Source organism: Psychromonas sp. Urea-02u-13 (genome assembly GCF_002835995.1).
GTDB lineage: Bacteria > Pseudomonadota > Gammaproteobacteria > Enterobacterales > Psychromonadaceae > Psychromonas.
The window spans coordinates 1-425 of the sequence record NZ_PJBZ01000279.1 but is presented as its reverse complement, the minus strand read 5'-3'; the positions used below and the strand labels follow the sequence as shown (position 1 = coordinate 425).

Below are 425 nucleotides of genomic sequence, written 5' to 3'. Positions count from 1 at the left end.
GTTGCTTGTGTCGGATGTACTGCATCCATAAATAACAATGCTTCATCCTCAGCTAACTCACGCTTTAATGCCTCATATTGAGCAACAAAGATGGCTTGCTTTTCAAGGTCACATTTATGAGGTACACCTTTAGGTTGCTTGTAGCTAAAGCGATGCTGATGAAGCCATTTATTCATGCCTGAAACAGAGTAACTGATAGCCCAAGTATCTTTAACATACTGACAAATTTGATAAGTATGAAAATAAGTGTTTTCGGTGAGATGAGAAATCAGTAAGTCTGTTTGCTCTGCATTTAAAAAACTGTCTGAACCGCCATTATCTGATGTTAATTTTTGCAGGGTTAAGAAGTCATTAATATGGCGAGTTATCGTTGATTCATGAATACGCAAAGCTTGAGCAATCATCGATATTTTCCAGCCCTCTGA

1 protein-coding gene is annotated in these 425 nt (G+C 37.9%); it reads right to left on the bottom strand.

Annotated features, from left to right (window positions below; all coding sequences use genetic code 11):
- On the bottom strand, positions 1 to 425 hold a 425-nt coding region (locus CXF74_RS21730), incomplete at both ends, for a winged helix-turn-helix domain-containing protein (RefSeq protein WP_198552973.1).